Below are 26489 nucleotides of genomic sequence, written 5' to 3'. Positions count from 1 at the left end.
CGCGTGGTGCGCTGTATGGAAAGGTAAAACAAAGATGGTACAGGTGAGAGTGCACCAGCCGGTCAACACCGACGGCAGTATCAATCTCGAAGCATGGCTGGATCATGTAGTAAGCGTCGATTCGGCCCTGAATCGCGCGGAGCTCAAAGAAGCCTGCGAGTTCGCTCACGAAGTCGAGAGAAAGGGTAACCCTGCCAAGCATTCCTGGGCCGACGGTACGTCCAGTTTCCAGGCGGGCCTGGAGATCGCCGAAATTCTCGCCGACCTCAAGCTCGACCAGGATTCGCTGGTAGCGGCCGTCATCTACCGCTCGGTGCGCGAAGGCAAAGTCACCTTGGCCGAAGTCAGTCAGCGCTTTGGGCCGGTGGTGTCCAAACTGATCGATGGCGTGCTGCGCATGGCGGCCATCAGCGCCAGCCTTAGCCCACGCCAATCGTTGGTGCTGGGCTCCCAGGCGCAGGTCGAGAACCTGCGCAAGATGCTCGTGGCCATGGTCGACGATGTGCGCGTGGCGCTGATCAAGCTGGCCGAGCGCACCTGTGCGATCCGCGCGGTCAAGGCTGCCGACGACGATAAACGCCTGCGTGTCGCGCGCGAGGTGTTCGACATCTATGCACCACTGGCTCACCGCCTGGGTATCGGTCACATCAAGTGGGAGCTGGAAGACCTGTCCTTCCGCTACCTCGAACCCGACCAGTACAAACAGATCGCCAAGCTCCTGCATGAGCGCCGGCTGGACCGCGAGCGCTTCATCAGCGACGTGATGAACCAGCTGCAGAACGAACTGCTGGCTACCGGCGTGAATGCCGATATCAGTGGCCGGGCAAAACACATCTATTCGATCTGGCGCAAGATGCAGCGCAAAGGCCTGGAATTCAGCCAGATCTACGATGTGCGCGCAGTGCGCGTACTGGTCCCGGAGATCCGCGACTGCTACACCGCATTGGGCATCGTGCATACCCTGTGGCGGCACATCCCCAAGGAGTTCGACGATTACATCGCCAACCCCAAGGAGAACGGCTACCGCTCGTTGCACACGGCGGTGATCGGCCCCGAGGGCAAGGTACTGGAGGTGCAGATCCGTACCCATGGCATGCACGAGGAAGCCGAGCTGGGCGTGTGCGCGCACTGGCGCTACAAGGGCACCGACGTCAAGCCCAGCTCCAATCACTACGAAGAGAAAATTTCCTGGCTGCGCCAGGTGCTCGAGTGGCATGAAGAGCTGGGTGACATCGGTGGCCTGGCCGAACAGCTGCGGGTCGACATCGAGCCGGACCGGGTCTACGTGTTCACCCCCGACGGCCATGCCATCGACCTGCCCAAGGGCGCCACACCGCTGGACTTCGCCTACCGGGTGCACACCGAAATCGGTCACAACTGCCGCGGCGCCAAGATCAACGGGCGTATCGTGCCGCTCAACTACAGCCTGCAGACGGGCGAGCAGGTCGAGATCATCACCAGCAAGCACGGCAACCCCAGCCGTGACTGGTTGAACTCCAACCTGGGCTACGTCACCACCTCGCGGGCACGGGCGAAGATCGTCCATTGGTTCAAGCTGCAGGCACGCGACCAGAACGTGGCGGCCGGCAAGACCTTGCTCGAACGTGAACTCAGCCGCCTGGGCCTGCCCCAGGTGGACTTCGAGCGCCTGGCCGAGAAGACCAACGTCAAGACTGCCGAAGACATGTTCGCCTCGCTGGGTGCGGGTGATCTGCGCCTGGCGCACCTGGTCAACGCCGCCCAGCAATTGCTCGAGCCTGAGCGCATCGAGCAGATCGAGCTGGTGCAACGCAAGCCCACCGGCCCGCGTACCGGCAAGCGCGGCGATATCCAGATCCAGGGTGTCGGCAACCTGCTGACGCAGATGGCCGGCTGCTGCCAGCCGCTGCCAGGTGATGCCATCGTCGGCTATATCACCCAGGGCCGGGGTGTGAGCATCCACCGCCAGGACTGCGCTTCGGTGCTGCAACTGGCAGGCAAGGAGCCGGAGCGGATGATCCAGGTCAGTTGGGGGCCGATCCCGGTGCAGACCTACCCGGTCGACATCGTCATCCGTGCCTACGACCGCCCAGGCTTGCTGCGTGACGTGTCGCAGGTGCTGCTCAACGAGAAGATCAACGTGCTGGCAGTCAACACCCGCTCGAACAAGGAAGACAACACGGCGTTGATGTCGCTGACCATCGAAATTCCGGGCCTGGATGCGCTCGGGCGCTTGCTGGGGCGGATCTCGCAGTTGCCGAACATCATCGAGACGCGGCGTAACCGTACGCCTTGAGACTGTGGTGGCAGCTTCGCGGGTTTACCCGCGAGCAGCCACCACCGAAGGATCTGCTTAATGACCTACACCCTCGAAGACCTGCTGCACCTCATGGCCCGCCTGCGTGACCCGCAACATGGCTGCCCGTGGGATTTGCAGCAGGACTACGCCAGCATCGTCCCGCACACCCTCGAAGAAGCCTACGAGGTCGCCGACACCATCGAGCGCCGCGATTTCGAGCACTTGCAGGGTGAGCTGGGCGACCTGTTGTTCCAGGTGGTCTACTACAGCCAACTGGCCCGGGAAGAGGGGCGCTTCGCCTTTGACGGGGTGGTCGACAGCATCACCCGCAAGCTGATCCGCCGCCACCCGCACGTATTCCCCACCGGCGAGCTGTACGCGCCGGTGGGCACGCCCAGCTTGAGCGAGGCCCAGGTCAAGTTGCGCTGGGAACAGATCAAGGCCGAAGAGCGCGCCGAAAAGAGCGAGCCTGAACAGCTGTCGCTGCTCGATGATGTGCCAGCGGCATTGCCGGCGCTGTCGCGGGCAGCCAAACTGCAGAAGCGTGCGGCCACGGTCGGTTTCGACTGGCCTGACGCATTGCCGGTGCTGGACAAGGTCCGCGAGGAGCTGGATGAAGTCCTGCAGGCCATGGCCGACGGTGATGCCGATGCGCTAGAAGACGAGGTCGGCGATCTGCTGTTCGCCACCGTCAACTTGGCCCGCCACCTCAAGCAAGACCCGGAGCATGCCCTGCGCCGCGCCAACCGCAAGTTCGAGCGACGTTTCCGCTTTATCGAACAGGCATTGCGCGACAGCGGTCGGCCCATCGAAGATTGTAGCCTTGACGCGCTGGATGCCCTTTGGGGTGAAGCCAAACGTCAGGAAAAGAACCTGCCCAGCTGCGGCTGAGCTGTTGCATAAGTGAGTGAATTCATGAGCCTTTCCCTTCGCGACCAATTGCTCAAAGCCGGTCTGGTCAACCAGAAACAGGTCTCGCAGACCAACAAAGCCGAAAAGAAACAAAAGCGCCTGGAGCACAAAGGCCAGGTCGAGGTGGATGACACCCAGCAGCGCCTCGCCAAGGAAGCCATGGCTGACAAGGCCAAGCGTGACCAGGAGCTGAACCGCCAGCAGCAGGAGAAGGCCGAGCAAAAGGCCCGCGCCGCGCAGGTCAAGCAGTTGATCGAAGCGACTCGCTTGCCCAAGCTCAACAGCGAGGACTACTACAACTTCGTCGACGACAAGAAGGTCAAGCGCATTGCCGTCAATGCCCTGATGCGCAGCAAGCTGAGCAATGGCTCGCTGGCGGTGGTCTCTTTCGCTGGCGGCTACGAGGTGATTCCGCGTGAGGCGGCGGTGAAGATCCAGGAGCGCGACCCGCATCGCGTGCTGCTACTCAACACCCACGTCGAAGAGGCCAACGAGGATGACCCTTATGCGGCTTACAAGATCCCTGACGACCTGATGTGGTAAGCATGAAAAACCCCGCCTAGGCGGGGTTTTTTTTTGAAGGCGGTGTCATTGCGTGGCGCGTAGGTTTTCCAGGTCTTCGAGCTCTACCCGATACTGGTGGGCTTCATGTTCGTTGTGGAACATTCCGACCAGTTGGCCCTGCTGGTGCACATCCCAGATCCGCACGCCAGCGGCCAGGCCTTCGTGGGACATTTTCGATTCGTCGCGTTCGGTTACTTGGACTGTCATCGGTAAACTCCACTTTTCAGTTGGCTGCGGCACTGTGTCGCAGGTCTTCTTTATAGAGTTTGTTAGCAGCCTAAGTAAATAAACCGGGCATGAAACAAGTTTCATGTAAGGGCGGCCAGGCAAAAAGAAGCCCCGCACAAGGCGGGGCTGCAGGTGCTTCAGGCTGCGGTTGATCAGTTACCCTTCACCGCCTTGCCATCGACCGTGCCATCCTGCAGCACGATCACATACTCCTTGCCATCGGTTTCGACCTGGCGCAGTTGCACCAGCAGGTAGTCCCAGTTCTTGGCGAACCACAGCTCGGTGATGCGCTTGCTTTGGCTCGGGTCGCGCACGCGCTCGACCTTGACCGCATCGACCTGGCCGGTCTTGGTGGTGACCTTCTCGGTGCCCAGTACGCGGAAGTCGTAGGTGTCGATCTCGTCACCGTCTACCACCTGGTAGGTCATGCTCTTCTTGCCGGCGGCCACGTCATGCTGCAGCGCCAGCTGGTAGGACGACTTGTCGAGCACGCCGCGGTTGAGCGGCAGGCTGACGGCATCGCCACGGTCGCTACCGGTGACTTTCTTGCTGTTCCAGTCGAAGTTCAGGTCGACCTTCTTCGCCTTGCCCAGGCCGCCACGTTCGAAGTGATACTTCTGCGGCAGCAGGGTGTCGTTTTCCAGGCGCAGGGTGCTTTGCTCGGTCAGGCTGGCGATCATCATGGAAGCCCGGAAATTGAGGTCCCAGGTACCATTGGCATTCTTGACCAGGCTGCGTTCGGCGGTGCCGCTCATGGGCAGCTGCTTCCAGTCGGCGGTGTAACTGGCCGAGAAAGGCTTCAGATCAGCTGCCTGGAGGGGCAGGGCGAGCACGGCGAGAGCCAAGAGCAGGGCGCGACGCATAAATTCTCCTAGGGTCGAATCAAGTGACCGCTGGCCGCCAGAGGCTGGCCATCCAGTAACGCACCGTGTTCACCCAGACGCAAGCGTCCTTCGGCGAACCAGTGCACCGCCAGCGGGTAGATCTGGTGTTCCTGGTGGTGAACCCGCTGGGCCAGGCTTTCAGCGGTGTCGTCCGACGTCACCGGTACCACAGCCTGTACGACCAGTGGGCCGCCATCGAGTTCCTCGGTGACGAAGTGTACGCTGCAGCCATGCTCGGCGTCGCCTGCCTCCAGGGCCCGGCGATGGGTATGCAAGCCCTTGTACTTGGGCAGCAGCGACGGGTGGATATTGAGCAGGCGGCCCTGATAGTGGCGCACGAAACCGCCACTGAGGATGCGCATGAAACCGGCCAGCACCACCAGGTCGGGTGCAAAGCCGTCGATGCGTGCCATCAGCGCCGCATCGAAGGCTTCGCGGCCGTCGAAGCCGGTGTGGTCCAGTACGGCGGTATCGATGCCAGCGGCTGCAGCGCGCTGCAGGCCGTAGGCATCGGCGCGGTTGGAAACCACCGCACGGATGCGCACCGGGCTGTCTTCACTGCGGCAGCTGTCGATCAGGGCTTGCAGGTTGCTGCCGGAACCCGACAGCAGTACCACTACATTGCAGGTCTTGCTCGGCATCAGTGTGCCTTGAGGTTCTGCAGCTCGACCTGGGCGGCGCCTTCGGCGGCCTGCTCGATGCGGCCGATGACCCAAGGCTGTTCGCCTTCTGCACGCAGCACGTTCAGGGCGTTTTCAACCTGGTCCTGGGCCACGCAGATGACCATGCCGACGCCGCAGTTCAGTACGCGGTGCATTTCATGCTCGTCAACGTTGCCTTGCGCCTGCAGGAAGTCGAATACCGCCGGGCGCTGCCAGCTGGCCACGTCGACCACGGCCTGGGCGTTCTTTGGCAGTACGCGCGGGATGTTGTCCAGCAGGCCGCCACCGGTGATGTGGGCCATGGCCTTGACTGCGCCGGTCTGCTTGATCAGTTGCAGCAGCGGTTTGACGTAGATGCGGGTCGGCGCCATCAGCAGGTCGGTCAGTGGCTGGCCGTCGAGCTGGGTGTTCTCGATGTCGGTGCCGGACACTTCGAGGATCTTGCGGATCAGCGAGTAGCCGTTGGAGTGCGGGCCGGAAGATGGCAGGGCGATCAGCGCGTCACCGGTGGCGACCTTGGAGCCATCGATGATCTCGGCCTTTTCCACGACGCCGACGCAGAAGCCGGCCAGGTCGTAGTCTTCGCCTTCGTACATGCCAGGCATCTCGGCGGTTTCGCCACCGACCAGCGAGCAACCGGCCAGTTCACAGCCGGCACCGATGCCGGTGACCACGGTGGCGGCGACGTCGACGTTGAGCTTGCCAGTGGCGTAGTAGTCGAGGAAGAACAGTGGCTCGGCACCGCATACCACCAGGTCGTTGACGCACATGGCGACCAGGTCCTGGCCGATGCTGTCGTGCTTGTTCAGGTTCAGGGCAAGGCGCAGCTTGGTGCCGACGCCGTCGGTGCCGGAGACCAGAACCGGCTGCTTGTAGCCGGCCGGGATCTCGCAGAGGGCGCCGAAGCCGCCCAGGCCACCCATGACTTCAGGGCGTGCGGTGCGTTTTGCCACGCCCTTGATGCGTTCGACCAGTGCTTCGCCGGCGTCGATGTCTACACCGGCGTCCTTGTAGCTCAGGGAGGGTTGCTTGCTCATTGATCCAGGCCTTTAGGAGGGAGGGATTCTTAAAAACGACCATGACGGCCAAGGCCGGCTGTGTAAGCGGCGGCTGCCTGAAACGTCAGAGGTCTGCGAAGGCGCGCGATTTTATCAGGGTTGCCGTGCAGCGGCCATCCTCAGGCCGACGGGCAGGGGTCGAAAGCGTTAAAAAGGTGATGGGGGTAGGGGGCTTGCTTGGGTTTTTTGGGAGCAGAGGTAGGGTTTGAGGTTTGTGTGGTCTACAAATTCCCACGGCCTGCGCCTGGCAGTCACGCGCCCCCCTGTATAAGGTGTAGCCATAGAGGAGCATTTTTCGTTCCACCGCGGTCACAACCTGCACGTTAACGGCCCGTTTCACCTAGTTTCTGGACAGGAATCCTTCATGCATCTTCTCAAACATCTGGCAGCGGGATGCCTTGCCCTGATGGCTGTCGCCGCCCAGGCCGAAACCGTCTCCGGGCTCTACCAAGTGCGTGAGCCGCTTGCAGGGCAGGGCGCCGAAGCCCGTACCCAGGCAACCGGCAAGGCCCTCGATACTTTGATTCTGCGCCTGACCGGCGACCCGAAAGCGGCGCAAAACCCGGCTTTGGCGGAGTTGCGCAAGGACCCGCAGCAAATCATCAACCAGGTCGGTACCGAAGCCGGCCCGCCCGAATCGGTGCTGGTCGAGTTCGACCCCGGCAGTACCGAACGTGCCTTGCGCAAGGCCGGCCTGGCCCTGTGGGGCAGCAACCGGCCGTCGATCATCGGCTGGTGGCTCAACGACAGCGTCGACGGTAGCAACCTGGTCGGCGACGGCCAGGCCACTGCCCAGCCGCTGCGCCGTGCGGCCCAGCACCGAGGCTTGCCATTGCGCTTGCCGCTGGCCGACCTGCAGGAGCAACTGGTGGCCAACGCCAAGCAGATCGAGGCCAGTGACCCAGCGCCGCTGCGCGAAGCGTCCGAGCGCTACGCGGCCGATGCACTGCTGGCGGTCCACGCCCATGAAGCGGATGGCAAATGGCAAGGCAAATGGCAGCTGTGGGTGGGCGACCAGCGCGAGCAGGGTAATGCCGAGGGCGCCGACCAGGCGGCCTTGGCCGACGCGGTGATGCTGGCGGTGAGCAGCCGCCTGGCGCCGCGCTATGTAACCCGCCCTGGCGCCAGCAGCCAGCTGCAGCTCCAGGTGCAGGGAATGAACCTGCAGCGCTACGCCGAATTGAGCCGGGTGCTCGAACCGTACGGCGCGCGACTGAAGATGGCCGAAGGCAGCACGCTGACCTACGGTGTCACCGCCAACCGCGAACAATTGCGTGCCCAGCTGGGGCTGGCCAAGCTGCAGGAAGTGCCGGCCGAGCAGGCTCCCGCTGCACCCGTGGCCCCCGCGCCCGTACCTGGCGCTGCCGCGGAGCAGCCCGCAGTACCCAAGCCGTTCGACGGCCTGCGTTTTCGCTGGTAAGGAGTGCCGACCGTGACCGATATGCGCCGCTGGATCTGGCTGGGTGCGGCACTGCTGATCGCCGTGCTGTTATATAGCCTGCACAACATTCTTACCCCGTTTCTGATCGGCATTCTGCTGGCTTATCTGGCAGACCCTCTGGTTGACCGCCTGGAGCGCCTGGGGCTGTCACGCACCTGGGGCGTGGTGGTGGTGTTCAGCCTCTTCACCCTGGTGTTCATGGCCCTGCTGCTGGTGCTGGTGCCGATGTTGGCCAAGCAGTTGGTGCGCCTGTACGAGTTGGCGCCGCAGATGCTCGACTGGCTGCAGCACCAGGCGTTGCCTTGGGTGCAACACCGCCTTGGCCTGGCCGATGGCTTCTGGAAGTTCGACAAGATCAAGGCTGCCATTGGCGAGCACATGGGCCAGACCACCGACATCGTCGGCATCGTGCTGTCCCAGGCGACGGCTTCGAGCCTGGCCTTGATGGCCTGGCTGGCCAACCTGGTGCTGATCCCGGTGGTGGGGTTCTACCTGCTGCGTGACTGGGACCTGATGATGGCCAAGCTGCGCAGCCTGCTGCCGCGCCAGCGCGAGTCGCAAATAGTGGGGTTGGCGCAAGAATGCCATGAAGTCCTGGGCGCGTTCGTCCGCGGCCAATTGATGGTGATGCTCGCGCTGGGCGTCATCTACTCGGCAGGGCTGATGCTGGTGGGGCTCGAACTCGGCCTGTTGATCGGCATGCTGGCGGGGTTGGCAGCCATCGTGCCGTACATGGGCTTCATCATCGGTATTGGTGCGGCGTTGGTCGCCGGCCTGTTCCAGTTCGGTGGCGAGCTGTATCCGATGCTGGGCATCGTTGCGGTGTTCATGGTCGGCCAGGCGCTGGAAGGCATGGTGCTGACGCCGTTGCTGGTGGGCGACCGTATCGGCTTGCACCCGGTGGCGGTGATCTTCGCCATTCTTGCCGGTGGCGAGTTGTTCGGCTTCACCGGTGTGCTGCTGGCGCTGCCGGTGGCGGCAGTGATCATGGTGCTGCTACGTCATGTACATGATCTGTACAAAGAGTCGGACATATATGACGCCGATGTCGATCCGCAGTTGTAAATTACCCAGTCAGACCGAGCAGAGTAGGTCGCAAGCCGTTGATTTTGCTTGTGCTCTTCTGCTCCCTGATTGTGCCGCCCGCGTTGCGGGTATAGACTTTGCACACTGTCCACCAAAGGCCCCCTGTGGTCCCAGCGACCACCCGCGAGCATGAAACCACCGATCCAGTTGCCCCTGGGTGTGCGCCTGCGCGATGACGCCACCTTCATCAACTACTATCCGGGCGCCAATGCTGCGGCATTGGGCTACGTCGAGCGCCTATGCGAAGCCGACGCCGGCTGGACCGAGAGCCTCATCTACCTGTGGGGCAAGCAGGGTGTCGGCCGCACCCACCTGTTGCAGGCCGCTACCCACCGCTTCCAGCAGTTGGGCGAACCCGCCGTCTACCTGCCGTTGGCGCAACTGCTCGAGCGCGGTGTCGAATTGCTCGATCACCTCGAACAGTACGAGCTGGTGTGCATTGACGACCTGCATGTAATTGCCGGCAAAGCCGACTGGGAAGAGGCCATGTTCCACCTGTTCAATCGCCTGCGTGACAGTGGCCGTCGTTTGCTGCTGGCGGCCTCCAGCTCGCCGCGCGAGCTGCCCATCAAGCTGGCCGACCTCAAGTCGCGGCTGACCCTGGCACTGATCTTCCAGATGCGTGGCATGTCCGATGAAGACAAGCTGCGTGCCCTGCAACTGCGGGCCTCGCGCCGTGGCCTGCACCTCACCGATGAGGTTGGGCATTTCATCCTTACCCGCGGTACCCGCAGCATGAGCGCACTGTTCGATCTGCTCGAACGCCTCGACCAGGCATCCCTGCAGGCGCAGCGCAAGCTGACCATCCCTTTCCTGAAAGAAACCCTGGGCTGGTAAGCCCCTGAAAATCCTGGGCTAGAGCGGCAAAACGAAAAAGTCACATCTTTTTCGATAAAATTTGCAAATGGCCATGATAGAGGGCATAGTTTCCCCCTTCTAAAGGATTACAGACACGGTCGTGCCCATGCTAAAGCGCTTCGCACCCCTCGTGCCCCTCGCACTCGTGACCCTGCTTTTCGGCTGCGCGGCCCAAGGCCCGGTATCCCAGCCCCAGGAACACACCCCGATCGCCGCACAATCGGCGTTCAAGGCCAAAGCCTCGCCTTCGTCCGTATTCGGCGAACCGGAAGAGCTGGCCACCGAAGATGACCTGGAGGCCTTCTCCAGCAACAGCAAGCCTTATCAGCTGCCGGTTCTGGCTGACAGCATTCTCGAGCGCGGCATGTCGTTGATCGGCACCCGCTACCGCTTCGGTGGTACCTCCGAGAAGTCAGGCTTCGATTGCAGCGGCTTCATCGGTTACCTGTTCCGCGAAGAAGCCGGCATGACCCTGCCGCGTTCGACGCGTGAAATGATCAACGTCGATGCCCCGAAAGTGGCCCGTAACAAGCTCAAGCCAGGCGACCTGCTGTTCTTCAGCACCAATGGCCGCGGCCGGGTCAGCCATGCCGGCATCTACTTGGGTGACAACCAGTTCATCCACTCCAGCAGCCGCCGCAGCGGTGGTGTGCGCATCGACAGCCTCGGTGATCGCTACTGGAGCAAGACCTTCATCGAAGCCAAGCGAGCCTTGGCGATGGCGCCGACCAACATCGCGCGCAACTGATACCCCGATGATGTACCGTGCCACGGCGGCGATGCTTTAAAAAAGCTCGCCGCCGTGCGCATTTACAGAAAGCGTCTAATCTAAATTCTCAACACTTTTCGGCTGCGGTCCAGCGGTCTCAGACAGGATGTTCTGGCCATGGTAATGATGGCGCGCTTCGCATTCCTTTCCCTGGTGGCATTGCTTGCTGCCTGCTCCAGCCGCGCGCCTGCGCCGGCTCCTGTGGTCAAGCCGCAGGTCTCCTACAGCCAACAGCCTGATGCTTCGCCGATTGCCGACGACGTGTTGATCCGCGCGATCGGGCTGGTGGGCACCCCTTACCGATGGGGCGGCAATACGCCCGACTCCGGGTTCGATTGCAGTGGCCTGATCAAGTATGTCTACCGTGATGCCGCCGGTATCAGCTTGCCGCGCTCGACGCGGGAGATGATCGTCATGCGCGCGCCGACTGTGGATGCGAAGGCGCTGCAGTCAGGTGACCTGGTGTTCTTTGCCACCAGTGGCGGGTCGCAGGTCAGCCATGCCGGCATCTACGTGGGGGAGGGGCGTTTCGTGCACGCACCGTCCACCGGTGGCACGGTGCGCCTGGACTACCTGTCCAACAGTTACTGGGCCAAGGCTTACCTGCAGGCCAAGCGGGTGATTCCCCAGGGTCATCTGGCGCAAAACCCCTGATCGCCTGAAGGCGGCCCGGCAAGGCCGCCTTGACTCACCGTTACCGCGCAGCGCTCACCCGCCAGATCATATTGCCCACGTCATCCGCCACCAGCACCCCACCGCGCTGATCGTTGATCACGCCCACCGGTCGGCCCATGGCCTTGCCATTGCCATCCAGAAACCCGGTGAGCAGGTCGACGGGCTTGCCGGCAGGCTTGCCGCTACTGTCGAACGGCACGAAAATCACCTTGTAGCCACTGTGTGGCTTGCGATTCCATGACCCGTGCTGGCCCACGAATGCGCCTTGCCCGAAAGGCGCTGGCAGCACACCTGGCTCGGCGAATGTCAGCCCCAATGAGGCCGTGTGCGGGCCGACGGCATAGTCCGGCACCAGCGCATGGGCGACCTTCTGCGGTGCCTGAGGCTGGACCCGCTGGTCAACGTGCTGGCCGTAATAGCTATAGGGCCAGCCATAAAAGCCGCCGTCCTGGACCGAGGTAATGTAGTCCGGCACCAGGTCGCTACCGATTTCGTCACGCTCGTTGACTGCCGTCCACAGTGCGCCGGTGTGTGGCTCCCACGCCAGGCCATTGGGGTTGCGCAGGCCGCTGGCAAACAAGCGCTGCTGGCCGCTGGCAGGGTCCACCTCCCAGATCGCCGCCCGCCCTTGTTCCTTGTCCAGGCCGTTTTCCCCCACATTGCTGTTGGAGCCAACCGTCACGTAGAGCTTCTTGCCATCTGGGCTGGCGATCACGTTCTTGGTCCAGTGATGGTTGAGCGGCCCGCCGGGTAGCTCGACCACCTGCTGGCCCTTGTCGCGTATCTGCATGGCCCCGGGCTCGTAGTGAAAGCGCAGCAGCTTGTCGGTGTCGGCCACATAGAAGTCCTTGCCTACCAACGCCATGCCGAATGGGGAATTCAGGCCTTGCAGGAAGGTACTGCGAATTTCTGCGACGCCATCATGATCGGCATCGCGCAGCAGGGTGATGCGGTTGGCGCTGGGTACAGCGGCGCCGGCACGTTTCATCGCCTTGCCCATGGCCCAGCCGCGCAGGCCTTTGCCGTCCTCGGGTTTTGGCGGCGCGTTGGTTTCGGCTACCAGCACGTCACCGTTGGGCAGTACATAGAGCCACCGTGGGTGGTCGAGTTTGTCGGCGAAGGCCACTACCTGCGTGCCCGTTGCAGCCTTGGGCTTGCCGCCGTCCGGCCAGCCGATGGCAGGGGCGATGTTGATGGTCGGAATCAGCGTTGCATTGGGTTCGGGCAACTGCGGCGAGGGGCCGCTTCCTTCGCTGACGTTCAACAGAGCTGTGTCGCCGCAGCCCACCATGCAGGCGCTCAGCGCCCAAGGTAAGACGTAACCGATATGCCGCATGTTCGCCGCCCTCAGAAGATGATCTCTCATTATTCAGAGCACGGCGCAGCATGACTGGTTCAGCCATAGGCGGCAGGTAACTACCACTCTGGGTGGGCGCGGGCAGCAAGGATAGGGGCTCGACAATCAAGGTCAGGAGTAGCCCATGAGCGAAATTCACCAGAAAGCGATCCGCAGTCTCGAAGTGCTGGATGCAACACGGCCCCTGGTACAGTTGGTGGATGACATCGTACGCGACTACCCAGACCCCTATGCGTTGTCGAGCAGGCATGCCGCGCAACTGTTGCGCAAGCATACAGGGAGGGAGATGGACCCGCGGTTCGTCTGGTGGCATCAGTTCAATAGCGAGAGTTCCAGCCCCCGTGCGTTCACCGGTTGGCAGCACAATGGGCCGCCACAGAAGTCCATGGTGTTGCAAGAGCTGCTGATCAATCGGTTCGACCTTTACTTTCAGGACGCCAGCGACGAACTCGACCTGCGCGGCGGTTTCTATCGTCAGGGCCCGCATGCGGTTCTCTACGACGAGCGCAATGAGGTCCCGATGCTGGGCAGTGAAGTCCAGAAGGACTTGTGGGCGCTGGATTTTGCGGTGCGCTACCGCGAGGGCATCGAGCGGTTCTGGTCAGACTACACAGGCAATTTTCGTGTGCTGGCCAAGGTCAACCTGTTGGCGCAGGGGGCTGGTGCATTGGGTGCAGGCAGGATAACGCCCCTCGATTGGGAGCGCTTGCGCGCAATGGCGGCCGACGATTTGGCCGATGATGAGTTGCCAACGCTTGCCAGTCTTCAACGGGATGCAACGCGCAACGTCTTGACGGTCAATCGCTATGCGTTCGGTGCAGGTGACAGGTACTGTCTTTTCAGCCTGGTCGCCGCAGACGGTCGGTGCCTGGCCTATATGCCCTGGTCCGGCGAAGCGTTGAAGGGGTTCGATTCTGACGTTGCCATGGCGGGTTGGCTCTGCTTGCAGTTGCAGTCGAACGACACGCTCGATGCGTTTGTCGCGGGGGCACACAGTAACCCGCACGATTCCTCCGCCAGGCAGTTGATAAAGGTTCACCTGCAAGGGATCGCCGGGAGCCGTTCGGATGAAGCTGCGGCGATCGCCTTGACGCTGTTCAAACGCTCGCTCGGCATGGATTGTTTCACTTACCTGGCCGATCAGGCAAAGCTCGAGATGCAGGCCAATGCGCGCTTGATGCAGGACAATGCCGGGCTGCGCAGGGCCATGTTCAGTGGTTATCTTTCGGCGTTTCTGAAAGTGTTTGGCAGCTTTGCGCCTTTGGGTTGGCCGATGTCGCTGATGCTGCTCGGTGCCAGTGCTGGCAAGGTGGCGTTCGATGTGGATGAAGCCCTGCACGCCGGCGATGAACAGAGCCGCAAGTACGCACTGCGCGCGGCAATGCTCGAAAGTGTGTTCGCCAGCATGAACCTGCTGGATATCAGCTTCCAGTCGAGTTTCGCCTCTTTGTCTTATGAGGCGCCTCCCCATGAAACCGGCGTGTCACTTGCGCACTGGCAGGTGGCGGACTTGACCACCCTGCCGGTGGAGTTGCAAGAGGCCAACACCGTGCTCACCGCGGAGGCGGCCGAGGCGGGCCGCTTGCGTGGCATTCATGTGAATGCCGATGGCAGTTGCTGGATTACCCTGCAGAGTCAGCCTTACCGTGTGCGATACAGCCATGAACTGACGGTGTGGTTGGTGGTTCCGGCGGATAATCCGTTTGCCTTCAGTCCCCTTCACCCCGTGCGTTTGAACGAAGCGGGCGAATGGGAGCTGTTGGCACCGCCGCGGTTGCTCGGCGGTGCGCCGCCAGCGGTGGAGGGTATGCAGAGCACGGCTTCACCGTTCTGGGATAGCTACACGCTGGCGAATGGGCCGCAGAGCAAGAAGTTGTCCGGTTTTGCGCTGGAGCGGCAGAAGGCGTTGTTGAAGTCATGGCCAATCGTTGAACTGCCGCGCGGTCGGGCACCCGACATCGATGAGCGGAACCTGGATTGTGTGAAGATCGCGGGTCGCACGCACTACTCCTATCACTACGGCCCTGAATACTTCAATGCGGTGATCGACTATTACACCAGCGATGAGTCGAAAGTGAACGATGTGTTCCGTTCGGGCAGCTATCGCTATGGCGATGAGGATGACTATATCGCCCACCTTGCCGATAGCATCGAGCAATTGCCCAAAAGTAACCACGTCAGGCTTTACCGGGGTGGCCATCGGTCGCGGGGTACGGGTGGGGAGCGCTATCGAAACGGGGAGCTGCGGGTTGGGGATGTGCTGGTCAATACCGACTTCACTTCGTTTACCGAAAACCCTTACATGGTGACCGAGTTCGCATGCTTGCCTTACCCGAATGTGCCGGGGGGCGTGTCAGGGCTGTTCGATGACAGTTCAGTGGTGTTCGAGTTGCCTGCTGGGGAGTACCACGGGGCAACCCCGATCAGCGCCTTTTCGTCTTTTCCGGAAGAGGTCGAAACGCTGTTCCTGCCTGGCAATTACTTTCGCATCGACGGGTTGCAGCAGGTTTATGGGGATAACTACCGCTTTATCAAAGTCACCTTGAAGCAGACGATCAGGCCTGCCTTGGGGCCGGTTTATGATCTGCGTACCGGGCTTGATTTTGATCTGGCGGAATATAGGGCGCAGGTCAGGACACCGGCATTGGTGGACCGATTCTTCCCAGAGTGAGGGGGCGATTGCCGTTCGCGGGTGCGTGGCGATGGTTTTTCAGCGCCTGTAAGGTCGAGCGCCGCGTGGGCGGCGCTCGATTTATGCCTCAGCAACCACTCAAGCCAAACCGCCCACCCAAATCCCCCCCGTGCGATTGACGCTCCCGGCCCAACCCTCTAACCTTCGCGGCGTGTTTCAGGTGCCCTGCCAGCCTCGACTGAGCAGGGTGAAACTGGGAAGCCGGTGGGCGCCAGCAAAGGCGCGATTCCGGCGCTGCCCCCGCAACGGTAGGTGAGTCAAAGGTCGCGCACAGCCACTGGATGCCAGCATCCGGGAAGGCGCGCAGGCCCGGGCCAAGGCCCGCTCGCAAGCCCGGAGACCGGCCTGATACAGCCAACGGCATCACGGAGGGTGATGCGCGGTGCACCGTGGCCTACGGCCACTGCTCCTGCGCGCTCTGTGTCTGCCTGCCTATCGACCTGTCGCCGCCGTTCGCGTGGCGTCAGCCTGCGGAGACCCCTGATGAGCGAACCCACCGAACCCACCGAACGCGACGAACGCCACTTGGCGCGCATGCAGCGCAAAAAGGCGATCATCGACGAGCGTATCGCCAATTCCCCCAACGAATGCGGCCTGCTGCTGGTGCTGACCGGCAATGGCAAGGGCAAGAGCAGCTCGGCCTTCGGCATGCTCGCCCGTGCCCTGGGCCATGGTATGCAGTGCGGCGTGGTGCAGTTCATCAAAGGCCGCAACAGCACTGGCGAAGAGCTGTTCTTCCGGCGTTTCCCCGAACAGGTGCGTTATCACGTGATGGGCGAAGGCTTTACCTGGGAGACCCAGGACCGCCAGCGTGACATTGCCGCCGCTGAAGCCGCCTGGGCGGTGTCGCGCCAGCTGCTGCAGGACCCGACCGTGCAGTTCGTGGTGCTCGATGAACTCAATATCGCCCTCAAGCATGGTTACCTCGACCTCGACCAGGTGCTGTCCGACATCCAGGCCCGCCCGCCGATGCAGCACGTGATCGTCACCGGCCGCGCGGCCAAGCCTGAAATGATCGAGCTGGCCGATACCGTCACCGAGATGGGCATGCTCAAGCACGCCTTCCAGGCGGGTATCCGTGCGCAGAAAGGCGTCGAACTGTGACTCAAGTGCGACACTGCCCGGCGGTATTGATTGCAGCGCCGGCTTCCGGCCAGGGCAAGACCACCGTCACCGCCGCCTTGGCCCGCCTGCACCGTAACCTTGGGCGCAAGGTCCGGGTGTTCAAATGCGGGCCCGACTTTCTCGACCCGATGATCCTCGAACGTGCCAGCGGCGCGCCGGTCTACCAGCTCGACCTGTGGATGATCGGCGCCCAGGAAAGCCGCCGCCTGCTGTGGGACGCAGCCGGGGAGGCCGACCTGATCCTGATCGAAGGGGTCATGGGGCTGTTCGACGGTACTCCGTCGAGCGCCGACCTGGCGCGCCACTTCGGCGTGCCGGTGCTGGCGGTAATCGACGGCACGGCCATGGCCCAGACCTTCGGTGCCCTGGCCTTGGGGCTGGCTCGTTACCAGGCCGACCTGCCGTTCGCCGGTGTGCTGGCCAACCGGGTCGGTAGTCTGCGCCATGCGCAACTGCTTGAAGGCAGCCTGACCGAGGGGTTGCGCTGGTATGGCGGCTTGTCGCGTGAGCGGGGTATCGAACTGCCCAGCCGCCACCTGGGGTTGGTCCAAGCCAGCGAACTGAACGACCTGGATGCCCGCCTGGATGCTGCGGCCGAAGCGCTGGGTGCCAGTTGCGATGCTGCTTTACCGCCACCGGTGGCGTTTGCCGAGCCCGAGCTACAGCCGGCCGCCGCGTCATTGGCCGGTGTGCGCATCGGCGTGGCCCGGGACGAGGCGTTTGCCTTCACCTACGGTGCCAACCTCGACCTGCTGCGCAACCTGGGCGCGCAACTGGTGTTTTTCTCGCCACTGCATGACCGTGAACTGCCAACCGTGGACAGCCTGTACCTGCCGGGCGGCTATCCCGAACTGCACCACCACGCGTTGGCGGCCAACACCGCCATGTGCGTGGCGATCCGTGACCATCACGGGCAGGGCAAGCCCTTGTTGGCGGAATGCGGCGGCATGCTCTACCTGCTCGACGCACTGACCGATGTGGCGGGGGAGCGTGCCGAACTGCTCGGCTTGCTGGCGGGCGAGGCGACCATGCAGAAACGCCTTGCAGCCCTGGCCTTGCAGGCCGTGGAGCTGCCGGAAGGTACCCTGCGCGGGCATACCTACCACCACTCCCTGACCAGCACCGAGCTGACGCCGATCGCGCGTGGCCTGAGCCCCAACGGCGGGCGTGGCAACGAGGCGGTGTATCGCCTGGGACGCCTGACGGCATCCTACGTGCACTTCTACTTCCCCTCCAACCCTGACGCGGCGGCGGCGCTGCTGCGACCATGAGCCAACACGCTTTCAGCGACGCCGAGCGCGCCGCCGTGTACCGGGCCATCGGCGAGCGCCGCGACATGCGTCATTTCGCCGGTGGCGAGGTGGCCCCGGCGCTGCTTGGCCGCCTGTTGGCCGCGGCGCATCAGGCACCCAGCGTCGGGCTGATGCAGCCCTGGCGGTTCATCCGTATCACCCAGCGTGGCCTGCGCGAGCGCATCCAGGCGCTGGTCGAGGAGGAGCGGGTACGCACCGCCGATGCCCTGGGTGAACGAGCCGATGCGTTCATGGCCCTCAAGGTCGAAGGCATCAACGATTGTGCCGAGCTGCTGGTGGCCGCCTTGATGGACCAGCGCGAGCCGCACATCTTCGGCCGTCGCACCTTGCCGGAAATGGACCTCGCCTCGCTGGCCTGTGCCATCCAGAACCTGTGGCTGGCGGCGCGAGCCGAAGGCCTGGGGATGGGCTGGGTGTCGTTGTTCGACCCGCTGGCCCTGGCCGAGCTGCTGGGCATGCCTGCCGGCGCCAAGCCGGTGGCCGTGCTGTGCCTGGGGCCTGTGACCGAATTCTATCCGGCGCCAATGCTGGTGCAGGAAAACTGGGCCGAACAACGCCCCTTGAGTGACATGCTTTATCACAACCAATGGGGAGAGCGGCCATGAGCGTTGCCTTGCTGACCGTGGCCGGGGTGGCCCTGGATGCCTTGCTGGGCGAGCCGCAACGGCGTCATCCACTGGTGGCGTTCGGCAACATGGCCGCCAACCTGGAGCGCCGCCTGAACGCTGGCGGGCGCGGTTGGCGCAGCCACGGGGTGAGCGCGTGGTTCATTGCCGTGGTGCCGCTGACCCTGGTCGCATTGATCCTGTCCTGGCTGCCGTACATCGGCTGGCTGGTGGACGTGCTGGCGCTGTATTGCGCCCTGGGGCTGCGCAGCCTTGGCGAACATGTGTTGCCGGTGGCCAACGCGTTGCGCCAAGGCGACCTGGAAGAGGCACGGCGGCGGGTCGGCTACCTGGTCAGCCGCGAAACCCGCGAGCTGGACGAGCCCGCCGTGGCCCGGGCAGCCACCGAATCGGTGCTGGAGAACGGCAGCGATGCTGTGTTCGCCGCGCTCTTCTGGTTTGTGCTGGCTGGCGCGCCCGGTGTGGTGTTGTACCGGCTGAGCAATACCCTGGATGCCATGTGGGGCTATCGCAACGAGCGTTTCGAGCGGTTTGGCTGGTGCGCGGCGCGTATCGACGATGTGCTCAACTATATTCCCGCAAGGCTGGTGGCGCTGACCTACGCGCTGCTCGGCAAGACCCGCCTGGCCCTGGCCTGCTGGCGCAACCAGGGGCCACTGTGGGACAGCCCCAACGCAGGCCCGGTGATGGCGGCCGGTGCCGGCGCGCTGGCGGTCGAACTCGGCGGCCCGGCGGTTTACCACGGTGAGCTGCACGAGCGGCCACGCCTGGGCGAAGGGCCGATGGCCGATGCCGACGCCATCGAGCGCGGCTGGAGCCTGGTGCAGCGAGGTGTGTGGCTGTGGGTACTGGTGATTTGCCTGGGGGCTTACTGGAATGCTTGAACACGGTGGTCGTCTGCTACGTGCGGTGCATCAATACGGCATCGCGCGTGAACACTGGCTCGACCTGTCCAGCGGCATCGCCCCTTGGTCTTACCCGATCCCGCCGATTCCCCTCGACGCCTGGGCGCGCCTGCCGGAGACCGAAGACGGCCTGGAAGAGGCCGCGCGGCAGTATTACGGCACTCGCCAGCTACTGCCGGTAGCCGGCTCGCAGGCCGCGATCCAGGCCTTGCCGTTGTTGCGCCCGGCTGGCCGGGTCGGCGTGCTGACCCCTTGCTACGCCGAGCATCTGCACGCCTGGCAGCGGGCAGGGCATCAGTTGCTGGAGCTGGATGAAGCTGAGGTCGAGGGCGCGCTCGACAGCCTCGATGTGCTGGTGCTGGTCAACCCCAACAACCCGACCGGCCGCCAGGTCAGCCGCGAGCGCCTGCTCAACTGGCATGGCCGCCTGGCAGCCCGCGGAGGCTGGCTAGTGGTCGACGAAGCGTTCATGGACAACACCCCCGCTCATAGCGTGGTCGACTGCGCCGAGCGGCCAGGGCTGATCGTGCTGCGTTCGTTTGGCAAGTTCTTTGGCCTGGCCGGTGTCCGGTTGGGCTTCGTTGCGGCTCAAGCAAGCCTGCTGCAGCGCCTGGCAGAGCTGCTTGGCCCTTGGACTATCAGTGGCCCGACGCGGGTGCTGGCTCAGGCCTGTTTTGCCGACCACACCGCCCACCTGTTGCAGATCGACCGCTGCGCCGCCAGCAGCCAGCGGCTCGCTGCCTTGTTGCGCAGCACCGGCCTGGCCCCGAGCGGTGGCTGCGACCTGTTCCAGTACGTGCGCAGCGAACGTGCCGCGCACCTGCATGACTTTCTCGCCCGGCGCGGCATCCTGGTTCGCCTGTTCGCGCTGCCAGCCGCCGTGCGCCTGGGCTTGCCTGCCTGCACTGCGGACGAACAACGCCTGGCCCAGGCCCTGACCGACTATCAAAAGGAAACGGCATGACCACGCTCATGGTGCAAGGCACCACCTCCGATGCCGGCAAGAGCACGCTGGTGACCGCGCTGTGCCGCTGGCTCCTGCGTCAGGGCGTCGGCGTGGTGCCATTCAAACCGCAGAACATGGCGCTCAACAGCGCGGTTACCGCCGATGGTGGCGAAATTGGCCGGGCCCAGGCCGTACAGGCCCAGGCTTGCCGATTGGTGCCGCACACCGACATGAACCCGGTGCTGCTCAAGCCCAACAGCGACACCGGCGCCCAGGTGATCATCCACGGGCGCGCGGTCACCAGCATGAATGCAGTGGCCTATCACGACTACAAGGCCATCGCCATGCAGGCCGTGCTGGCCTCGCACCAGCGCCTGAGCGCTGCGTACCCGGTGGTCATGGTCGAAGGCGCAGGCTCGCCTGCGGAGATCAACCTGCGTGCCGGCGACATCGCCAACATGGGCTTTGCCGAAGCGGTGGACTGCCCGGTGATTCTGGTGGCTGACATCAATCGCGGCGGGGTCTTCGCGCACCTTGTCGGCACCCTCGAATTGCTGTCGCCGAGTGAGCAGGCACGGGTCAAGGGCTTTGTCATCAACCGCTTTCGCGGTGATATCGCTCTGCTTCAGCCAGGCCTGGATTGGCTGGAAGCGCGCACCGGCAAGCCGGTGCTGGGTGTGTTGCCTTATGTCACCGACCTGCACCTGGAGGCCGAGGACGGCATAGATGTACGCCAGGCAGCCAAGCATGAGCGTGTATTGAAGGTGATCGTGCCGGTGCTGCCGCGCATCAGCAACCACACCGACTTCGACCCGCTGCGCCTGCACCCACAAGTGGACCTGCAATTCATCGGGCCGGGCCAACCGATACCGCCTGCCGACCTGATCATCCTGCCCGGCTCGAAAAGCGTGCGTGGCGACTTGGCGCAGTTGCGCGAGCGCGGCTGGGATACCGCCATTGCCCGCCACTTGCGCTACGGCGGCAAGCTGATTGGTATCTGCGGCGGTTTGCAGATGCTCGGGGCGCAGGTGCACGACCCGCTGGGTCTGGAAGGGCCGGCGGGCTCCAGCCCAGGGCTGGGGCTGCTCGAATACGCCACGGTGCTGGAGGCCGACAAGCAACTGCGCAACGTCACCGGTACCCTGACCCTGGAACAGGCGCCGGTGTCCGGCTACGAGATCCATGCCGGCGTCACCCAAGGCGCGGCCTTGGAACAGCCTGCCGTGCAGCTTGATGACGGGCGCTGCGACGGTGCCATCAGTGCCGACGGGCAGGTCCTCGCCACGTACCTGCATGGCCTGTTCGAAGGCAGCGAGTCGTGCGCCGCGCTGTTGCGCTGGGCCGGGCTGGCGGACGCACAGACCATCGACTATCAGGCCCTGCGCGAACGTGACATCGAGCGCCTGGCGGACCTGGTGGAAAAGCACCTGGACACCGCGCACCTGCGCACACTGTGTGGAGTCGCCTGAAATGCGCAACCTGATCCTTGGTGGTGCGCGCTCCGGCAAGAGCCGCCTGGCCGAACAGTTGGCCAGCGACAGCGGCCTGCCGGTGACCTACATCGCCACCAGCGAGCCGCTGGACGGCGAAATGAACGAACGCGTGCGCCTGCATCGCCAGCGCCGGCCTGCCGACTGGGGGCTGATTGAAGAGCCCCTGGCGCTGGCTGCCGTGCTGCGCCGCGAAGCAGCCGCAGGGCGTTGCCTGCTGGTGGATTGCCTGACCCTGTGGCTGACCAACCTGCTGATGCTCGACGACGACCAGCGCCTGGCCGAGGAGCGTGATGCGCTGCTCGACTGCCTTGAGCAGTTGCCGGGTACCCTCATTCTGGTCAGCAACGAAACCGGCCTGGGTGTGGTGCCCATGGGCGAACTGACCCGGCGCTATGTCGACCAGGCCGGCTGGTTGCACCAGGCCGTTGCCGAACGCTGTCAGCGCGTGGTACTGACCGTGGCTGGCCTGCCCCTTATGCTCAAAGGACCTGCACTATGACTCAAGCCTGGTGGCGTGACGCCTGCCAACCCCTCGACAACGCCGCCATGGACCAGGCCCGCGCCCGTCAGCAGCAGCTGACCAAACCTGCCGGTTCGCTCGGCCAGCTGGAAGGCCTGGCTGTGCACCTGGCGGGCCTGCAAGGCCGTGAGCGGCCCGCACTGGACCAGCTCACCATCACCATTTTCGCCGGTGACCACGGCGTGGTCGAGGAAGGCATTTCAGCCTACCCGCAAGCGGTGACCGGGCAGATGCTGCGCAACTTCGTCGGCGGTGGCGCGGCGATCAGCGTGCTGGCTCGCCAGCTGCACGCCAGCCTGGAAGTGGTCGACCTCGGTACCATCGACCCTGCGCTGGAGCTGCCCGGCGTGAGGCATTTGCGCCTGGGCGCCGGCACCGCCAACTTCGCCCGCCACCCCGCGATGACCGAGCGCCAGTTGCAGGCCGCGCTTGAGGCGGGCCGTGACAGCGCCCTGCGGGCGGCCGAACAGGGTGCGCAGTTGTTCATCGGCGGCGAAATGGGCATCGGCAACACCACAGCTGCCGCCGCCCTGGCCAGCAACCTGCTGGGTTGCCCGGCCCGTGAGCTGAGCGGCCCGGGCACTGGCCTGGACACCGCCGGTGTGCGGCACAAGGCCGAAGTCATCGAGCGAGCGCTGATCCTGCATGGTCTGCGCGCGGACGACCCGCTGCAGGCGCTGGCATGCGTTGGTGGTTTCGAGATCGCCGCCTTGGCCGGCGCCTACATCGCCTGCGCGCAAGAAGGTATTGCGGTGCTGGTGGACGGCTTCATCTGCAGTGTCGCCGCACTGGTGGCGGTGCGCCTCAACCCGCAGTCCCGGGCATGGCTGCTGTTTGCCCACCAGGGCGCGGAGCCAGGGCACAAGGCCCTGCTCGAAGCACTGCAGGCCGAACCGCTGCTGGCGCTGGGCCTGCGCCTGGGTGAGGGCAGCGGTGCCGCCCTGGCGGTGCCTTTGTTGCGCCTGGCCTGCGCACTGCACGGGCAGATGGCGACATTTGCCGAGGCCGCCGTGGCGGACCGCCCGGCATGATCCTCGACCTGCTGCGCCACGGCGAAACGGAGCAAGGTGGCCTGCGTGGCAGCCTTGACGATGCCCTGACCGAAAAGGGCTGGGCGCAGATGCGTGACGCCGTCGCCGAGGCTGGCCCATGGCAGGTGCTGGTCAGCTCGCCCTTGCAGCGTTGTGCACGGTTTGCCGACGAGCTGGGGGCGCGTCTACACCTGCCGGTACAGCGCGAGGCTGATCTGCAGGAGCTGCATTTCGGTGATTGGGAAGGGCGCAGCGCGGCGCAGATCATGGAAGACCAGGCCGACGCCCTCGGGCGTTTCTGGGCCGACCCTTACGCGTGTACGCCGCCCAATGGTGAGCCGGTCGAGGCGTTTGCCGAGCGCGTTCTGGCTGGCGTCGAGCGGCTGGGCCAGCAGCATGCCGGCAAGCGTGTGCTGCTGGTCACCCACGGCGGCGTGATGCGCCTGTTGCTGGCCCGGGCGCGTGGCATGCCCAGGGAACACTTGCTGCAGGTGGAAGTTGCCCACGGCGCATTGGTCCGCCTGGTGCTGCGTGACGACGGCCAATGGGCCGAGGCGCACTGAAATGCTGGCGTTCTGGATTGCCTTGCAGTTCCTCAGCAGCCTGCCGGTGCGCTTGCCCGGTATGCCCGAGCCACGCCAAGTGGGCCGCTCGCTGTTGTGCTACCCCCTGGTAGGGCTGCTGTTCGGTCTGCTGCTGTGGCTGGCCAACCATCTTCTGTACGGCGCGCCCACGGCCCTGCATGCAGCAATGCTGCTGACGCTCTGGGTGTTGCTCAGCGGCGCACTGCACCTGGACGGCTTGGCCGACAGCGCCGATGCCTGGCTCGGTGGTTTCGATGACCGTGAACGCACGCTGCAGATCATGAAAGACCCCCGCAGCGGGCCGATTGCCGTGGTGACCCTGGTGCTGGTGCTGCTGCTGAAATTCTGCGCCTTGTGGGCATTGGTCGAGTATGGGGTGGGGGTGGAACTGATCCTGGCGCCGGTGGTTGGCCGGGCGGCGATGCTTGGCTTGTTCCTCTGCACGCCTTATGTAAGGCCCGGGGGGTTGGGGCAGGCGCTGGCCGAGCATTTGCCACGTGCTGCTGCCGGGTGGGTCTTGTCGGGTAGCGCCGTCTTGTGCCTTGCCGTTGGGGGTTGGCCCGTGATCTGGGTACTGGTGGCGGTGCTGGGCGTGTTCGCCTGGCTGCGGCATGTCATGTGCCGGCGTCTGGGTGGCACGACCGGCGATACCGCCGGGGCGATGCTGGAGTTGCTGGAGCTGACCGTGGTGATGGGGCTGGCACTCGCTCTCTGAGCGACTGCAGCAGGGCGAAGAAACTTCCAGCAACGTAACCGCAGCCACGCCCATCATAGACTTGGGTTTATCATCGGCCTCCCATTCACGCGGCCAGGGAGGCCCTTTATGCGCCACTGGATCTTTGCCAGCCTGATTGCTTTTCTCGCCTTGCCCGTCACCGCTGCTGATCTGATCAGCTTCTGGGATACGCCCCGCCACGGCGGCAACAGTTTCAATCGGCTGGCTCCCGACCAAGCCTACTTCAATGCCTTGCGTGCCTATGGCGCTACCTGGGTTCGGCTGTCTTATGACAAGTGGCAGCCGGCGCAGCGCGACTTCCTGCTGGGTAGCGCTGATGACTATCAAGGCCTGCCCGCAACCGATGTGGTTCAACTGCGTGCTGTGCTCGACCGTGCTCATCTGGCCGGGCTCAAGGTCGTCATTGCCCCCCTTTCCCTGCCTGGCATGCGATGGTCGCAGAACAACCAGGGCCAGTTTGACGACCGCCTCTGGCAAGACAAACGCTACTGGTCGCAGGCCGCTGCGTTCTGGCGGGACCTGGCGCGTGAATTGAAGGACCATCCCGCCATCGCGGCCTACAACCTGATCAATGAACCCGCCCCCGAACAACACGGTGGCCTGGCCGAACATGCTGCCCCTGAGCAGATGAAGCGCTGGTATGCACAAGCGCAAGGTACCGCCCGTGACTTGCCAGCGCTGTATGAGCAGTTGGTGGCGGCCATCCGTGAACAGGACCCAGACACACCGATCATGGTCGATGCAGGCTGGTATGCCGCCGCCGATGCCTTTGGTTACTGGCCCGCGCCGCTGACAGACAGCCGGGTGCTGTACAGCGTACACATGTACGAACCCTATTCCGCCACCAGTGCGCCGAACATGACGCGCAAGCAACCCTTTGCCTACCCCGGCCCTGTACCGTTCGCCGGGCAGACGCAGCAGTGGGATGGCCAGCGTGTACAGCAATACCTGCAACAACCGCTGGCCTGGAGCGAAGCGATGCACGTGCCACGCTCACGCCTGGTGGTGGGGGAGTTCGGTTGCATGCGCCGGTTGCCAGGCTGCCAGCGCTACCTGGAAGACGTTCTTACAGTGCTAGACAGCAACCAGTTGCACTGGGCGTTCTACAGCTTCCGTGAAGACAGTTGGGATGGCATGGACTACGAGCTGGGCAGTGCCAAGGTGCCGTGGCGCTACTGGCAAGCCATTGATCAGGGCGCGCCGGACCCTCTGGCACGCAAGGCTACGGCGGAGTTCGAGCCGATCAGCAAACGCCTGAAGCCTGAATGACTTTCGCTGATAGTTGAAATTTCTTGCAACACTCATGATGCGGGTATATACACGTATCCATGTTGACCAGTGAATGCATCTGCACCCATTTACGTCGAGCCGCCCGTGGGGTGAGCCGGCATTATGACGAGGCCCTTGCCGGCTTCGGCGTCAATGTCGCCCAGTTTTCCCTGTTGCGCCACTTGCAGCGCCTCGACCGCCCCAGCATTACCACCTTGGCCGAGGCCATGGGCCTTGAACGCAGTACCTTGGGGCGCAACCTGCGGGTGCTGGAAGCCGATGGCCTGGTGGCCTTGGCTGACGGCGATGACCAGCGCAACCGTGTGGTGCTGCTGACCGAGCCAGGCAAGGCGCTGTTGCAGGCGGCTTACCCGGCCTGGGAGCAGGCTCAAGAACTGCTGGTCGAGCGCCTGGGTGTTGGGCAGCGCGATGAGTTGGTACGTTTGCTGGAACAGCTGGCCTGAAGTGATACGACTA

The 26489-nt window shown here is 63.8% G+C and carries 26 protein-coding genes and 1 riboswitch; of the genes, 21 read left to right on the top strand and 5 right to left on the bottom strand.

Annotation, left to right across the window (positions count from 1 at the left end):
- The first annotated feature begins 34 nt into the window (after window positions 1–34).
- Genes relA through DJ563_RS15025 form a run of 3 tightly spaced genes read left to right on the top strand, consistent with a single transcriptional unit; the run spans window position 35 to window position 3733 of the window.
- Window positions 35–2275 (top strand): GTP diphosphokinase, encoded by a 2241-nt coding sequence (gene relA, locus DJ563_RS15035; protein WP_033700819.1) that lies wholly within the window; start codon window positions 35–37, stop codon window positions 2273–2275.
- Window positions 2276–2335: 60 nt separating this feature from the next.
- Window positions 2336–3169, top strand: coding sequence for a nucleoside triphosphate pyrophosphohydrolase (gene mazG / locus DJ563_RS15030; RefSeq protein WP_434517966.1), 834 nt, complete (start codon window positions 2336–2338; stop codon window positions 3167–3169).
- Window positions 3170–3193: 24 nt separating this feature from the next.
- On the top strand, window positions 3194–3733 hold the full coding sequence (locus DJ563_RS15025) for a DUF2058 domain-containing protein (protein ID WP_033700817.1): 540 nt from the start codon (window positions 3194–3196) through the stop codon (window positions 3731–3733).
- A 45-nt stretch (window positions 3734–3778) separates the two neighbouring features.
- Here DJ563_RS15025 and DJ563_RS15020 read toward each other — a convergent pair whose 3' ends face one another.
- The 4 genes from DJ563_RS15020 to purM form a co-directional block, all read right to left on the bottom strand.
- Entirely contained in the window at window positions 3779–3961 is a 183-nt protein-coding gene (locus tag DJ563_RS15020; protein ID WP_033700816.1) for a hypothetical protein, read from the bottom strand.
- A 173-nt stretch (window positions 3962–4134) separates the two neighbouring features.
- Window positions 4135–4845, bottom strand: coding sequence for a DUF3108 domain-containing protein (locus tag DJ563_RS15015; protein ID WP_033700814.1), 711 nt, complete (start codon window positions 4843–4845; stop codon window positions 4135–4137).
- Between the two features lie 8 nt (window positions 4846–4853).
- Window positions 4854–5507, bottom strand: coding sequence for a phosphoribosylglycinamide formyltransferase (gene purN, locus DJ563_RS15010; protein ID WP_095064095.1), 654 nt, complete (start codon window positions 5505–5507; stop codon window positions 4854–4856).
- Window positions 5507–6565, bottom strand: coding sequence for a phosphoribosylformylglycinamidine cyclo-ligase (purM, locus tag DJ563_RS15005; RefSeq protein ID WP_033700811.1), 1059 nt, complete (start codon window positions 6563–6565; stop codon window positions 5507–5509). The genes purN and purM overlap by 1 nt, the downstream gene beginning before the upstream one ends.
- A 385-nt stretch (window positions 6566–6950) precedes the next feature.
- On the opposite strand from purM, the gene DJ563_RS15000 reads away from it, so the two are divergent.
- From DJ563_RS15000 to DJ563_RS14980, 5 genes are all read left to right on the top strand, one after another.
- Window positions 6951–8006, top strand: a complete 1056-nt coding sequence (locus DJ563_RS15000; protein ID WP_434517965.1) for a DUF2066 domain-containing protein — start codon at window positions 6951–6953, stop codon at window positions 8004–8006.
- Window positions 8007–8018: 12 nt separating this feature from the next.
- Window positions 8019–9092, top strand: a complete 1074-nt coding sequence (locus DJ563_RS14995; RefSeq protein WP_434517964.1) for an AI-2E family transporter — start codon at window positions 8019–8021, stop codon at window positions 9090–9092.
- 150 nt (window positions 9093–9242) lie between these two features.
- Window positions 9243–9950, top strand: a complete 708-nt coding sequence (gene hda, locus DJ563_RS14990) for a DnaA regulatory inactivator Hda (protein WP_027595859.1) — start codon at window positions 9243–9245, stop codon at window positions 9948–9950.
- 127 nt (window positions 9951–10077) lie between these two features.
- Window positions 10078–10719 carry a C40 family peptidase gene (locus DJ563_RS14985; RefSeq protein WP_274098893.1) on the top strand — a complete coding sequence of 214 codons (642 nt, stop codon included), beginning with the start codon at window positions 10078–10080 and terminating at the stop codon, window positions 10717–10719.
- A 138-nt stretch (window positions 10720–10857) separates the two neighbouring features.
- Window positions 10858–11394 carry a C40 family peptidase gene (locus DJ563_RS14980; RefSeq protein WP_274098892.1) on the top strand — a complete coding sequence of 179 codons (537 nt, stop codon included), beginning with the start codon at window positions 10858–10860 and terminating at the stop codon, window positions 11392–11394.
- 40 nt (window positions 11395–11434) lie between these two features.
- On the opposite strand, the gene DJ563_RS14975 is transcribed toward DJ563_RS14980, so the two are convergent.
- The gene (locus tag DJ563_RS14975; protein ID WP_434517963.1) at window positions 11435–12751 is read right to left on the bottom strand and encodes a PQQ-dependent sugar dehydrogenase; all 1317 of its coding nucleotides are present in this window, start codon (window positions 12749–12751) and stop codon (window positions 11435–11437) included.
- A gap of 145 nt (window positions 12752–12896) precedes the next feature.
- Here DJ563_RS14975 and DJ563_RS14970 point away from each other — a divergent pair, with 145 nt between their 5' ends.
- The 13 genes from DJ563_RS14970 to DJ563_RS14910 all read left to right on the top strand — a co-directional run bounded on the left by DJ563_RS14970 (window position 12897) and on the right by DJ563_RS14910 (window position 26476).
- The gene (locus DJ563_RS14970) at window positions 12897–15443 is read left to right on the top strand and encodes a dermonecrotic toxin domain-containing protein (RefSeq protein WP_434517962.1); all 2547 of its coding nucleotides are present in this window, start codon (window positions 12897–12899) and stop codon (window positions 15441–15443) included.
- Between the two features lie 162 nt (window positions 15444–15605).
- A riboswitch (cobalamin riboswitch) is annotated at window positions 15606–15827 on the top strand.
- Between the two features lie 120 nt (window positions 15828–15947).
- A complete protein-coding gene (gene cobO / locus DJ563_RS14965) occupies window positions 15948–16568 on the top strand; it encodes a cob(I)yrinic acid a,c-diamide adenosyltransferase (protein ID WP_434517961.1) in 621 nt (206 codons plus the stop codon).
- Window positions 16565–17860 carry a cobyrinate a,c-diamide synthase gene (locus tag DJ563_RS14960; protein WP_434517960.1) on the top strand — a complete coding sequence of 432 codons (1296 nt, stop codon included), beginning with the start codon at window positions 16565–16567 and terminating at the stop codon, window positions 17858–17860. Before cobO ends, DJ563_RS14960 begins: the two co-directional genes overlap by 4 nt.
- Window positions 17857–18507 carry a 5,6-dimethylbenzimidazole synthase gene (bluB, locus tag DJ563_RS14955; protein ID WP_186654565.1) on the top strand — a complete coding sequence of 217 codons (651 nt, stop codon included), beginning with the start codon at window positions 17857–17859 and terminating at the stop codon, window positions 18505–18507. Before DJ563_RS14960 ends, bluB begins: the two co-directional genes overlap by 4 nt.
- On the top strand, window positions 18504–19412 hold the full coding sequence (cbiB, locus tag DJ563_RS14950; RefSeq protein WP_033700800.1) for an adenosylcobinamide-phosphate synthase CbiB: 909 nt from the start codon (window positions 18504–18506) through the stop codon (window positions 19410–19412). Before bluB ends, cbiB begins: the two co-directional genes overlap by 4 nt.
- Window positions 19405–20397 carry a threonine-phosphate decarboxylase CobD gene (cobD, locus tag DJ563_RS14945; RefSeq protein WP_434517959.1) on the top strand — a complete coding sequence of 331 codons (993 nt, stop codon included), beginning with the start codon at window positions 19405–19407 and terminating at the stop codon, window positions 20395–20397. The genes cbiB and cobD overlap by 8 nt, the downstream gene beginning before the upstream one ends.
- Window positions 20394–21848, top strand: coding sequence for a cobyric acid synthase (locus DJ563_RS14940; protein ID WP_274098553.1), 1455 nt, complete (start codon window positions 20394–20396; stop codon window positions 21846–21848). Before cobD ends, DJ563_RS14940 begins: the two co-directional genes overlap by 4 nt.
- Before the next feature lies 1 nt (window position 21849).
- On the top strand, window positions 21850–22371 hold the full coding sequence (gene cobU / locus DJ563_RS14935; protein ID WP_033700796.1) for a bifunctional adenosylcobinamide kinase/adenosylcobinamide-phosphate guanylyltransferase: 522 nt from the start codon (window positions 21850–21852) through the stop codon (window positions 22369–22371).
- Window positions 22368–23423, top strand: coding sequence for a nicotinate-nucleotide--dimethylbenzimidazole phosphoribosyltransferase (cobT, locus tag DJ563_RS14930; RefSeq protein WP_434517958.1), 1056 nt, complete (start codon window positions 22368–22370; stop codon window positions 23421–23423). The genes cobU and cobT overlap by 4 nt, the downstream gene beginning before the upstream one ends.
- Complete coding sequence (locus DJ563_RS14925) at window positions 23420–23986, top strand: histidine phosphatase family protein (protein WP_434517957.1); 567 nt, start codon at window positions 23420–23422, stop codon at window positions 23984–23986. Before cobT ends, DJ563_RS14925 begins: the two co-directional genes overlap by 4 nt.
- 1 nt (window position 23987) lies before the next feature.
- Window positions 23988–24722, top strand: a complete 735-nt coding sequence (locus tag DJ563_RS14920; RefSeq protein WP_434517956.1) for an adenosylcobinamide-GDP ribazoletransferase — start codon at window positions 23988–23990, stop codon at window positions 24720–24722.
- Between the two features lie 108 nt (window positions 24723–24830).
- On the top strand, window positions 24831–26012 hold the full coding sequence (locus tag DJ563_RS14915; RefSeq protein WP_434517955.1) for a glycoside hydrolase family 5 protein: 1182 nt from the start codon (window positions 24831–24833) through the stop codon (window positions 26010–26012).
- A gap of 59 nt (window positions 26013–26071) precedes the next feature.
- On the top strand, window positions 26072–26476 hold the full coding sequence (locus DJ563_RS14910) for a MarR family winged helix-turn-helix transcriptional regulator (protein WP_274098557.1): 405 nt from the start codon (window positions 26072–26074) through the stop codon (window positions 26474–26476).
- The last annotated feature ends 13 nt before the right edge of the window (window positions 26477–26489 follow it).

It is taken from the genome of Pseudomonas sp. NFX1 (genome assembly GCF_051123555.1).
Lineage (GTDB): Bacteria > Pseudomonadota > Gammaproteobacteria > Pseudomonadales > Pseudomonadaceae > Aquipseudomonas > Aquipseudomonas capeferrum.
This window is presented reverse-complemented; position numbering and strand designations above follow the sequence as displayed.

Bases quoted from the DNA above. Each gene is read 5' to 3' on its own strand.
- purN (WP_095064095.1), bottom strand. From the start codon at position 5,507: ATGCCGAGCAAGACCTGCAATGTAGTGGTACTGCTGTCGGGTTCCGGC.
- DJ563_RS15020 (WP_033700816.1), bottom strand. From the start codon at position 3,961: ATGACAGTCCAAGTAACCGAACGCGACGAATCGAAAATGTCCCACGAA.
- cobO (WP_434517961.1), top strand. From the start codon at position 15,948: ATGAGCGAACCCACCGAACCCACCGAACGCGACGAACGCCACTTGGCG.
- cobU (WP_033700796.1), top strand. From the start codon at position 21,850: ATGCGCAACCTGATCCTTGGTGGTGCGCGCTCCGGCAAGAGCCGCCTG.
- cobD (WP_434517959.1), top strand. From the start codon at position 19,405: ATGCTTGAACACGGTGGTCGTCTGCTACGTGCGGTGCATCAATACGGC.
- purM (WP_033700811.1), bottom strand. From the start codon at position 6,565: ATGAGCAAGCAACCCTCCCTGAGCTACAAGGACGCCGGTGTAGACATC.
- DJ563_RS14985 (WP_274098893.1), top strand. From the start codon at position 10,078: ATGCTAAAGCGCTTCGCACCCCTCGTGCCCCTCGCACTCGTGACCCTG.
- cobT (WP_434517958.1), top strand. From the start codon at position 22,368: ATGACTCAAGCCTGGTGGCGTGACGCCTGCCAACCCCTCGACAACGCC.
- relA (WP_033700819.1), top strand. From the start codon at position 35: ATGGTACAGGTGAGAGTGCACCAGCCGGTCAACACCGACGGCAGTATC.
- hda (WP_027595859.1), top strand. From the start codon at position 9,243: ATGAAACCACCGATCCAGTTGCCCCTGGGTGTGCGCCTGCGCGATGAC.
- DJ563_RS14970 (WP_434517962.1), top strand. From the start codon at position 12,897: ATGAGCGAAATTCACCAGAAAGCGATCCGCAGTCTCGAAGTGCTGGAT.
- DJ563_RS14910 (WP_274098557.1), top strand. From the start codon at position 26,072: ATGTTGACCAGTGAATGCATCTGCACCCATTTACGTCGAGCCGCCCGT.
- cbiB (WP_033700800.1), top strand. From the start codon at position 18,504: ATGAGCGTTGCCTTGCTGACCGTGGCCGGGGTGGCCCTGGATGCCTTG.
- bluB (WP_186654565.1), top strand. From the start codon at position 17,857: ATGAGCCAACACGCTTTCAGCGACGCCGAGCGCGCCGCCGTGTACCGG.
- mazG (WP_434517966.1), top strand. From the start codon at position 2,336: ATGACCTACACCCTCGAAGACCTGCTGCACCTCATGGCCCGCCTGCGT.
- DJ563_RS14940 (WP_274098553.1), top strand. From the start codon at position 20,394: ATGACCACGCTCATGGTGCAAGGCACCACCTCCGATGCCGGCAAGAGC.
- DJ563_RS15000 (WP_434517965.1), top strand. From the start codon at position 6,951: ATGCATCTTCTCAAACATCTGGCAGCGGGATGCCTTGCCCTGATGGCT.
- DJ563_RS14980 (WP_274098892.1), top strand. From the start codon at position 10,858: ATGGTAATGATGGCGCGCTTCGCATTCCTTTCCCTGGTGGCATTGCTT.
- DJ563_RS15025 (WP_033700817.1), top strand. From the start codon at position 3,194: ATGAGCCTTTCCCTTCGCGACCAATTGCTCAAAGCCGGTCTGGTCAAC.
- DJ563_RS14920 (WP_434517956.1), top strand. From the start codon at position 23,988: ATGCTGGCGTTCTGGATTGCCTTGCAGTTCCTCAGCAGCCTGCCGGTG.
- DJ563_RS15015 (WP_033700814.1), bottom strand. From the start codon at position 4,845: ATGCGTCGCGCCCTGCTCTTGGCTCTCGCCGTGCTCGCCCTGCCCCTC.
- DJ563_RS14915 (WP_434517955.1), top strand. From the start codon at position 24,831: ATGCGCCACTGGATCTTTGCCAGCCTGATTGCTTTTCTCGCCTTGCCC.
- DJ563_RS14975 (WP_434517963.1), bottom strand. From the start codon at position 12,751: ATGCGGCATATCGGTTACGTCTTACCTTGGGCGCTGAGCGCCTGCATG.
- DJ563_RS14925 (WP_434517957.1), top strand. From the start codon at position 23,420: ATGATCCTCGACCTGCTGCGCCACGGCGAAACGGAGCAAGGTGGCCTG.